Below are 9,620 nucleotides of genomic sequence, written 5' to 3'. Positions count from 1 at the left end.
CCTTGACAATCATGCAGCGCGGAGAGCCAAAAATCAAACCATGAGGGTAAGTAGACCCTGTTAGGTAGCACAATGGCCTCCACCCCTGGACAGGTGGGACGAAGGAAAGTCCGGAACCGGCACGGTTATTGGTATCCCGGGAGACATGAGAGGGTATATCGCCAGGGTAAAGTGTGGAGAAAAGAGCGCGCGAAAAATTGTCACACAAGCAGCCCTGGTATTTCTGTATACACCACCTTCCAGACAAAGGCATAACTGGGCATCATTATCAGTCATAGCCCTGCTGAAAAATGAAAATGGCTGAAATTGTGAGATTAACGAAGATTATTCAACCTTATTGAGAGAGGCTTTTAAAGATATTTTCCCGGTATAACAAAATCGCGCGGCCGTTAACGTGGCGCGAGGCAAGCTGTAACCTGCGCCTGGATTACCGGGCAATTTATAAAACCGTCACCGGAGAATTGAGTGATTTCGAAGAATTTGCCCGCCAGGTCACCTCTCATCTTGAGTAACAGCCCCATTGACCCCTCGCATTTCCGGAAATGCGGAATTGAAGTGTCAATGCAGGGGAATGGGTCGATGCCCACCGGGATATTTCCAGGGCCGTCCATTTTCCCAGGACTCTTTTATATCCGGCAATTGTTTCAGTATAAACTCGATAACATTTGTAGCTCTCTCAAATTTGTGATAATTGTTCATGATCCCCAGAATAACCGCCAGAAGATCCGGGTCTTTTTCCTCATCAACAATCTTCCAGGCTTCTTCGGTAAGCACAACATTTTTTTTCGAGGCTATTGCAGCCACCAGATGATGGAGCGTGGAGCTGTCCCAATTCTTACCAATGGCGGCTACCTGCTCCTTAAGAGTATTGATCAATTCCTGCGGGTATGGAATTTCTACCTGCGGAGTACGGTATGCAGGTTCTCCTGTATGGTCAGGTTTATCAGATGATGGCTGCTCACTGTCCGCAGTATAAAAAGGTATTTTTTCTTTGTCCTCCTTGTTAGAGTCTGTTTTGTTCTCTTTTTCGATCTCCAGGATCATCTCCTCAATCTTTTGCACGGGCAAGCCTGTCACCTCAGCTACTTGCCGGCAGGCCAATTCCTTTTCCAGATAAAAATCGGTATGGTAATATTTCGGTAAAAATTCGGCCGGCAGAAAACCAACGGCCAGAGTTGCATCGGGCGCTTTTCCCTCCGGTACAAAGGCGCCAAGGTAATAGGCAGAAGACAGGACATCGGTCAACTCCCAGCGGGGACCATCCGGTTCTAAACAAGCTACTTCGACCAGGAACCGTAAATCTTCCGTGCCATCGAGAATGTACAGGCATTCTGAAAGGGCACCAACAGTCCTGGAGTTATACTCCTTAAGTCTATTCTTGACCAGAACACGTAAAAGAGCAGGATCTTTCAGTTTTAAAAAACTGTAAAAGGGCGCAGGACCGCCAACCAATTTTTCTGTTACCTTTTGGGCTCTTTCCAGAGCAGTGAAGGCGGTACCAAAGGCATACCAGAGCCTTTCTGCATCTAACAGCAGGGGTTTTTGCAGTCGCCGGTCTGTAACGCTTTCCAGCCACTGTAGTGTCTCCTGCCATCTCCGTGCATTAAGGTTGCCGGTGGCGCAGGCCCGGCCGGGGAAAAGGTTCTCTGCCAGGGTGACTATGGACCAGATTAGATCATGGTAGGGACGGGACTGCGTCTTTTCATAAAACACTCGCACTGAATCTTCTTCCCGTAAAAGGATAGGCCAGCCGGCCTGGTTTTTTCTTTCCGGTTTCTTCACCTGGGAATCGTCCGGTGCATATCTTTTCCTGTAGACCTGTAGATCTCGAAAAATGATAAATTGCTCCGCACATTGTCCTGTCCGGGCATCTCCGCAAATGGCCAGGTAACGGCCTCTTTCATTCTGGCTTTCCGGGTTCCGGCTGAGCAGAAGCCGGCAATAACCAAACTTTTCTTCGTAGCTAAGGCGCAGGACGGGTAGGGGAAAGGCATTGATTATTTTCATAACTTCATCATAAAAACCTTCCCACTCCACCGATTCGATCTCCCACGGCAAAATGTCCAATCCCAGGTAGACGCCCATGCGTATAATCACCCATTCACCAATGCTTTTTGTAAAAAACAGGCCCACTGGTAAAACTGCGATTATTCAATGTTCTTTTCCAGTTCTTCGATCACACCCGTGACAAATGCCTTGAACTGGTCCATTTTGCCCTTTAAAAGACTCAGGATATCGCCCATATTTTCCGCCAGGTGGCACATTTTCATCCAGCGCAGCTCACCGGCATAGGCATGGCGGAAAAGGTGGCGGAAGCGGCGGTATTCATCCAGCTCTTCCATTAATTCTCGGGATATGACCCCGGGCCGCAGTCCTTCCAGTTCTACGGCCATGCTTCTTAAAAGTTCCCGGTGCCAGTCTCCGGCCTTAACCGGCCCGCCGTCGATCTGGCGCGAAATGCGTTCGAACATTGATTCCACACCCGTGTAAAAATGATGCAAATAGGCTGCCATGGCCATCAGATCTCGGTCGGGCACGGGACCGGTTCTGGCATTCACTTCCTCTAATAAAGCCTGGGCTTTACCGGCAATCTGATCAATTGCCCGCAAGTCTTCATTTATTTCCGATATCAGGCGTTTTAAGCGGGCTATTTTCCTCTCCCTGGCGGTCATATAAGACAATCCCTTCTTTTTGCACCCGTTCCTTTAATGTTTCCACGGCATTTTCCAGGAGCACCAGATCCACCGCAAAGGGGCGGGCCATCTCTTCCGCCAGCCCGTAGGCCTTCAGGTATTCCTTTTCCGGGAGTCCGGCCACGGCCAGATCTATGTCCGAAAACTGATCAAAATCACCCGCGGCCAGGGACCCGAAAAGGCAGACCTTTGTCACGCCGAACCGGCGGGCCAGTTGCCGGGCTATTTCCCCGGCCTTTTCCCGGGCCAAGCCTGCTTTTTGCTCCAGTTCTTTTTCTTCCCGGGCCACTTCTTTCAGGTGGCCCTGCATGTATCTCCGGTAATTGTTCATCGTCCCACGTCCCTTGTAACCGGAATATCCACGATGCTTAAATTATACCCCCTATCACCAGGTTTTGACAACAGACCTTTCCAAAAACACGAAAAGCATAATAGCCCGGTTATGTCTGGTGCCAGGCACTTTTACTGGGCCTGGCCAGGTTTATTGCGCTGCTCCCGGCATAAGATACACTGGAAAAAGATGAGCGGCAGGACTAAAGCATACTCTGGCAAAAGCATTGACGGAAAGGTTTTGTTTGCCCCCGCCGACGTGGTTTTGGAAGGACCTTCCGGACATAACGTCCTGCGCCGTTCGCCTTGTGTCGTCTTGCACGACCAGGCTGGATGTTGTAAACTTTGTGTATCAGGAGTGATGTCTGTCGGGGCAGCGTGGCGATGAAAAGGGGGATGGTCCGTGACGACTCAGCCCGCCCAAAAAGTCAAAAAGTTCTATACTTATGATGACTATATAAAGATAGACGATGGCAACCGTTATGAACTGATCGAGGGGGAGCTGGTCTTGACGCCATCGCCGGGCACACGACACCAGCTTTTAGTGGGCAGACTTTTTAAGATAATTGATCAATATGCCCAGAGGACCGGCTCCGGGCAGGTTTTTTTTGCTCCCCTGGATGTGGTTTTAGACGAACCGGTAAAAAAGAACACTTTCCAGCCGGACGTAATCTTTATCAGCAATGAGCGGCTGGGCATTATAGAAGAAACACGGATCAACGGCGCTCCGGACCTGGTGGTGGAGGTTCTTTCCCCGGGCACCATCCGGCGGGACCGGGGCAGGAAAAGCCGGCAGTATTTCAAAAGCGGGGTCAGGGAGTTCTGGCTTGTAGACCCGCAGGAACGGCTGGTGGAGGTATTTGTGCCCGGCGAAAAAGACTGGCAGCGCGCCGGGGTGTACGAGGAGGAGGATGAAGAGTTCATCACTTCTACGGTTCTGCCCGGCCTGGAAGTGAAAGCCCGGGACATTTTGGGGTTGCCATAATTCATAAGGGCCCGGTAAAAATGAAAAACGGGTGGATATTCGGGGAGGTGTTGAGGGGCAAATGCCGGCAGTTGCGGAAAGGTTGCCAAAAGAGTTATTAAAAATACCCGCGCCCTTTTATGAGCGGCACGGGGTAGAACTGGCTTTTTTATTCGGTTCTGCCGTTGGAGATCCCCCGGCGATTCCCCGGGATCTGGACGTAGCCGTACTTTTTTCGGACTATCATTTTCAACGTTACCTGAAGACCTTTGATGAACTATCCGCGCTCATAAAGCGCCGGGACGTAGACCTGGTCGCTTTAAACCTGTGCAGTCCAGCCCTGAAGATGGAAGCTTTAACTAAAGGTATTTTGCTTTACAGTAGAGATGAGGAAAGCTTTGCCCGATTTGCCACGGATACCTTTTTCGATTACGAAGACTACCTTTACTTTAAGTACGAGTACAACACATGCTGGCGGGAACGGGCCAGGGAGGGTTTGCTTGTGGCTGTGAGGCGGCTTAACCGCGAGCGGATTGAAACCTGTTTATCTCAAATGGATCAGGCGGTTCAGCGGTTAAAGGACCTGCGCGCGCGCTTTTCGTCCTACGAAGAGTTTACCTTTGATCTTGACACCCGGGATCTGTGCGTGCATCACCTGCGTATCGCCCTGGAAAGTGTCCTGGATATTTGCCGGCACTTTCTGGCAGTCAAAGGGGTGGCGTTGAGTGAGTATGATACCACCAGCCTGATCGAACTGGCCGGGGAAAGAGGATTGCTGGATCACCGTTTCGCCCGCCGGATTAAAGGTATGGCCGGTATGCGCAATGCCATCGTTCACGTTTACTGGCGCCTGGATTACCGGGCAATTTATAAAACCGTCACCGAAGAATTGGGTGATTTCGAAGAATTTGCCCGCCAGGTCACCTTTTATCTTGAGCAACAAACCCATTAACGATATCAGGCGTTTAAACGGGCTATTTTCATCTCCCTATAATCCGTGGCCAGGGAGCCGAAAAGGTAGACCTTTGTCACGCCGAACCGGCGGGCCAGCTGCCGGGCTATTTCCCCGGCCTTTCCCCGGGCCAGGCTTGCTTTTTGCTCAATTCTTTTCTTCGCTGGCCACTTCTTTCAGGTGGCCCTGCATGTATTTCCAGTAATTGTTCATCGTCCCGCGTCCCTTGAAACCCTTTTAAGAAACGTCAAAAATCTCTCTCAGGTTAATTTCCAGCTCCGGCAGGAGGGGGGAAACCAGCGTATCCTCTTCGTCGTAAACACCCGCCCGGTACCAGCCTTTATCCTCCCGGGAAAAAACCTCCGCCAGCTGGGTTGCCGGATCTATGAGCCAGTACTCCTTTACTCCGTTGGCGTAATAGAGCTGGCTTTTTTGCTTGCGGTCGTATTTTTGTGTGGATGGGGAAAGGACTTCAATGATCAGATCCGGTGGCCCTTGAATGTTTGCTTCTGATATAATGGACAAGCGTTCAGGACTGATGTAGATTATATCCGGAGAAACCACCTGATTGCCAAAAATCACGTCCACATCGAGAAAAATTTTCCCCTGTATGTTCCGCTGCTTGAGAAAGTTATGCAGCGCGACATATAACCTGCCGACAATCTCCTGGTGCAGCGGCCGCGGCTTTGGCGTCATGAACAGCTTTCCCCCGATAACTTCATACTCGTACTTATCGTCTAACTGTAAATAATCATCATAGGTATACCATTTGTCGGATTTAATTATTATTTCCTGCATTAATACCACCTGCTTTTTTGCGGGAAAGGTAAATCTTTCAGCGTTTCTGTCCTCAGGCACTATTATACCAGAAAATTGAAAAGCATAACAGCCGGCCGCTGTTTGCGGAAGAAAAAAGCTGGAAGATGTGGTAGTCTTCCAGCTTCTTTTTCGAATGCGTGCGCTGCCCTGTAAAATTTGTTAGCGCAGGTAGTCCAGCAGGGAGGTTTCCAGTATTTTTGCCCCCGCCGCCAGGGCCGCCTGGTAGGCGAGCTGCTGGCGGGAGAGGTCCACAGCCACCCGGGCTACGTCGGCGTCCTCCAGGTTGCTCAGCACCTGGGTGAGGCGAACCTCCTGGTCCTGGAGCTGGCTGCGCACCGACTCGAAGTGGCTGGTGCGGGCCCCCACCTGCACCCGGTAGCGCAGGATGTGGTCGAGTTGTGCGTTCAGGGCGCCGATGGAGTCGTTTATTCCTGCAACATTGCCGTTCTTCAAGTTATTCCGCAACTTAATCAGAACATCAAAAATGCCGTCTGATACGATAAAATTATCATTAATCCGGCCAAAAACGCCGGCTTCTTCGGCATTAGAAAGGGCAACTGAAGGGACGTCGATGGGGTAGTTCGCCTGGTCCAGGATCTCCCGGGAAACGCGCTCCAGGTTGCCCTGGTAATATATTTTGTCAACCCCGTTGTCGACCTCCCGCTTGAACGGCGGCTGGTCGTTTTTTGTTCCGGCAAAGATATATTTGCCGCCCACGGTGGTGTTGGCTATATCCACCAGCTCGTCGATCATCTTGTCGATCTGCTCGCCGATGGCAGCCATGTCGTCCTTCTCCAGGGTTCCGTTGGCGCCCTGGATGGCGTATTCCAGGGCTTTTTGCAGCAGTTCGCCCGCCGTGCCCAGGGCGGTGTCGGCTCCGTCCAGGTAGCTCAGGCCGTCGGTGATGTTCCGCATGTACTGCTGGTTCCGTTCTACTGCCGTTCTCACGTTAAGGAGCTGGCTTAAAGCCGGCGGGTCGTCGCTCAGGCGCAGGACCCTGCGGCCGGTGGACATCTGCTCCTGGGTGCGGGCCAGCCTCTGCATGGCCTCCTGGATGTAGTTCTGGGTGCGCCGGGCGACCAGCATGTGGGTAATGCGCATTGTTTTTCCCTCCCCTTTTTAGCCGGTCCTATTGATCAGGTAGTCCAGCATTTCGTCGATGGTAGCCAGCACCCGGGCACTGGCCTGGTAGCCGTACTGGTACTGGATCAGCCGGGAGAGTTCTTCGTCCAGGTTGACCCCGGACACGGACTGGCGCAGGGACTCCACCTGCTCGGCGACGGCACGCCGGCTTCCGGCCATGTCCGATGCGCTGCCGGAGCGGGCACCGATGTCGGCCAGCAGAGCGTTGAAGTATTCGCCGAAAGTGGCGCCACCCAAATCGGCCTGACCGGTGGTGGCCAGCCGGGCCACGTACAGCGCCTTTGTACCGTCGATACACCTGGCGGGGTCATTCATTATGTCCTTATTTACGGCGAAATCCCCGTCGGCCAGGGTGCCGGTAAAGAAGTCCCAGGCCTTACCATCGGGGTTGAGAATTTGATTTATGGTGTTTTTCAAGGCTCCGGACAACTTGTTTAATGCGTCCATGTACCCATCAATCCTAGCGCGGGTTTCCTCCAGCCCCGCCAGGCTGCCCGTGTAACTGCCAGGCAGGGATATTTTATTACTGTCATTGCCAATCTTCAGCTCTACATTCACCTTCCCCGAAGGTGCGCTTACTACCAGTTCCACCTTCATATCCGCAGAACCCACATCCACCCCGAAGAAGGTCAGCTCAATTTCCCCCGTCGGCCTGCCCCCTTCGGTGAGGTGAGTGACGCTCACCGGCCCGTATTCCGCCAGACGGTCCAGGAGCAGGTCCCGTTTGTCCAGCAGGTCGTTGGGCTGGTTGCCCTGGGCGTAGACCCGCTTGATGGCTTCCGTCAGTTCCCGGATCTGCCGCAGGATCTCGTTCACCTCATCCACCTGGTCTTTAAGCTGGCCGCCGGTAACGTTGCCGCTGGAATCGATCTTTAAAATACTCTCCGCAATATCCCCCAGCTGCTGGTAGGCCTCCCGCATCATGGTGGCCAGTTCGTCGCCCGTCTCGGCCACAGCGGCCTTGACGCCGGGGTCCTGGGGGGTGTTGTTCAGGTCCTGCCAGGTGTTGAAAAATTTAGTCAAGGTGCTGGCGATGCCGCTGGCTCCGGGTTCGGCAAACACCGCCTCAATGCGGGCGAACAGGTCTTCCTGAACCTGCCAGAAATCCCGGGAGGAGATGCTGTCCCGGGCCTGTGTGTCCAGGTACTCGTTTTTAATGCGCCGGATCATGGTCGCTTCCACGCCGGTGCCCAGCTGCCCCGGGAGCAGCCTGCTGCCCAGTGTCGGGTTGGCGTAGGGGCCGGTGGCGGTAATCACCGCCTCCTGGCGGGTGTAGCCGGGCGTGCTGGCGTTGGCCACGTTGTGGCCGGTGATGTCCATAGCCGTGCGGTGGACCTGCAGTCCCCGCCGGGCTATTTCCAGGCCGAAAAAGGTTCCGGGCATAATAACACTCCTCTTCTTTTTACGAATTTTATGGAAGGCGGCGAGGGAGGGACGTCCCGATTCGCCCGCCACCATCCGCGGGTTCAGACGGATTTATCCAGCAGGGGCGGGTTTGCGCCGTCCTTGCTTACGGCGCCGTCCGGAAGGTACGTCCGGGTACGCGACGGGTCCACGGCCCTCAACAGGAGGCTGCAGAAGCGCAGGCCGTTTTGGGCCAGCAGGTTGTTGAGCCGGATCAGTTCCGCCAGCTCCCGGGCCTTCTCCCGCAGCCCGGCCGCCAGGTGCGCTGCCTGCCGGGCGACCGGCACTAAAGGCAGGGCGGCAGCCACCTCCGCCAGAGGTGTCCCCGGGGGCAGGCCGCAGTCCCGCCCGACCCGTGCCTGCACTTCGCTGCGGGCTGCCTGCAGCGCTTTCAGCGCCCGCGCCAGGAGCTCCAGCTCCCCCGTAGCCTCGAGCAGCTTTTCTCCGTCGTTCCGGCGCAGGGCGTCGTTTTGCCTCCGGGCCGCCGCCGTCATTTTTTCCAGTTCCGCCAGCTCGTCTTCAAGTATAGCCACCAGCTGGTGGATCTGATTTGTCTGCTCGTTCATAGCCGTCCCCGTCCTGTCAAAAACATTTTCCTAACACCTTGTTTCGGCAGGGGAAGCGCATCCTTGAGCCTTTTCCCGGCGACAAAAAAATTATGGGCTCCTTAATTTCTTCCTCCGGGTGACGAATTAAGAAGTAGCGACTCTTAACTTATGGAAAGGCAGGGTGAAAATGAGCAAGGTGGACCCAGCCGGCAGGCCGGATCTTTTCTCCCTGGCGGGGCTGCCCGCAGCGCTCCGGAATGACGCCGCCCGCCCCGGGGAGCAGGCGGAGAGGGAGGCCCTGTTTCCGGAAGAGAAAGAAGAGGAAAGCAGGCCCACCATCCAGGAGGTGCGGGATGCCGTCAGCCGGATCAACGGAACCATGGAACTCTACCGCACGGAGCTGCGTTTTGTCCTGCACGAGGAAAGCGGGGAGATCATGGTCAGGGTGATCAATGCCGAAACGCAGGAAGTGATCCGGGAGATCCCCCCGGAGTGGACCCTGAAGATCGTGGCCAGCGTGAAGAGGATGCTGGGCCTGATCCTGGACAGGTTTATTTAGCGCCGGTCCTGCCGGAAGCGGCAAAAAAAGAGGGGTGCGTGGCTGCCGCCGTGCGCGCCGGGATTGAAAACGGCTCCCGGAAAGACAAACCGCCGGCCCAAAGCCGGCGGCCTTGATGAACGTAATGCTCCCCTTCGGCCCTGGTGCTGACCGCGCAGGCCGGCAGCCGGTGCCGGGGGCGGCATCCGTCCGTAAGCACCCTCTCCTC

Annotated in this window: 10 protein-coding genes; 3 read left to right on the top strand and 7 right to left on the bottom strand. The window is 54.4% G+C overall.

Features of this window, described 5'->3' with window-relative positions:
* Positions 1-558 precede the first annotated feature (558 nt).
* From BR83_RS0110845 to BR83_RS15745, 3 genes are read right to left on the bottom strand one after another with little or no spacing between them, the layout of a single operon-like run.
* Positions 559-2,133: a hypothetical protein gene (locus BR83_RS0110845; protein WP_027357101.1), complete on the bottom strand. Its 1,575-nt coding sequence runs from the start codon at positions 2,131-2,133 to the stop codon at positions 559-561.
* Positions 2,134-2,147: 14 nt separating this feature from the next.
* On the bottom strand, positions 2,148-2,672 hold the full coding sequence (locus BR83_RS0110840) for a ribonuclease toxin HepT-like protein (RefSeq protein WP_027357100.1): 525 nt from the start codon (positions 2,670-2,672) through the stop codon (positions 2,148-2,150).
* Positions 2,614-3,024 (bottom strand): nucleotidyltransferase family protein, encoded by a 411-nt coding sequence (locus BR83_RS15745; protein ID WP_084327204.1) that lies wholly within the window; start codon positions 3,022-3,024, stop codon positions 2,614-2,616. The genes BR83_RS0110840 and BR83_RS15745 overlap by 59 nt, the downstream gene beginning before the upstream one ends.
* 402 nt (positions 3,025-3,426) lie before the next feature.
* Here BR83_RS15745 and BR83_RS0110830 point away from each other — a divergent pair, with 402 nt between their 5' ends.
* Positions 3,427-4,008: a Uma2 family endonuclease gene (locus BR83_RS0110830; RefSeq protein WP_027357099.1), complete on the top strand. Its 582-nt coding sequence runs from the start codon at positions 3,427-3,429 to the stop codon at positions 4,006-4,008.
* A 61-nt stretch (positions 4,009-4,069) separates the two neighbouring features.
* The gene (gene hepT / locus BR83_RS0110825; RefSeq protein ID WP_027357098.1) at positions 4,070-4,939 is read left to right on the top strand and encodes a type VII toxin-antitoxin system HepT family RNase toxin; all 870 of its coding nucleotides are present in this window, start codon (positions 4,070-4,072) and stop codon (positions 4,937-4,939) included.
* Positions 4,940-5,176: 237 nt separating this feature from the next.
* Here the strand turns inward: hepT and BR83_RS0110820 are convergent, their stop codons facing one another.
* From BR83_RS0110820 to flgN, 4 genes are all read right to left on the bottom strand, one after another.
* Positions 5,177-5,737, bottom strand: a complete 561-nt coding sequence (locus tag BR83_RS0110820; RefSeq protein ID WP_027357097.1) for a Uma2 family endonuclease — start codon at positions 5,735-5,737, stop codon at positions 5,177-5,179.
* Between the two features lie 180 nt (positions 5,738-5,917).
* Entirely contained in the window at positions 5,918-6,859 is a 942-nt protein-coding gene (flgL, locus tag BR83_RS0110815) for a flagellar hook-associated protein FlgL (protein WP_027357096.1), read from the bottom strand.
* 18 nt (positions 6,860-6,877) lie between these two features.
* A complete protein-coding gene (gene flgK, locus BR83_RS0110810) occupies positions 6,878-8,284 on the bottom strand; it encodes a flagellar hook-associated protein FlgK (protein WP_027357095.1) in 1,407 nt (468 codons plus the stop codon).
* An 83-nt stretch (positions 8,285-8,367) separates the two neighbouring features.
* Positions 8,368-8,871 (bottom strand): flagellar export chaperone FlgN, encoded by a 504-nt coding sequence (gene flgN, locus BR83_RS0110805; protein WP_027357094.1) that lies wholly within the window; start codon positions 8,869-8,871, stop codon positions 8,368-8,370.
* 169 nt (positions 8,872-9,040) lie between these two features.
* Here flgN and BR83_RS16450 point away from each other — a divergent pair, with 169 nt between their 5' ends.
* A complete protein-coding gene (locus BR83_RS16450) occupies positions 9,041-9,412 on the top strand; it encodes a flagellar protein FlaG (RefSeq protein WP_051618146.1) in 372 nt (123 codons plus the stop codon).
* The last annotated feature ends 208 nt before the right edge of the window (positions 9,413-9,620 follow it).

The sequence above is a fragment of the Desulfofundulus thermocisternus DSM 10259 genome (genome assembly GCF_000686645.1).
In the GTDB taxonomy this organism is placed as follows: Bacteria; Bacillota; Desulfotomaculia; order Desulfotomaculales; family Desulfovirgulaceae; genus Desulfofundulus; species Desulfofundulus australicus.
The sequence above is the reverse complement of the archived record's forward strand: the minus strand, read 5'-3'. Positions and strand labels throughout refer to the sequence as shown.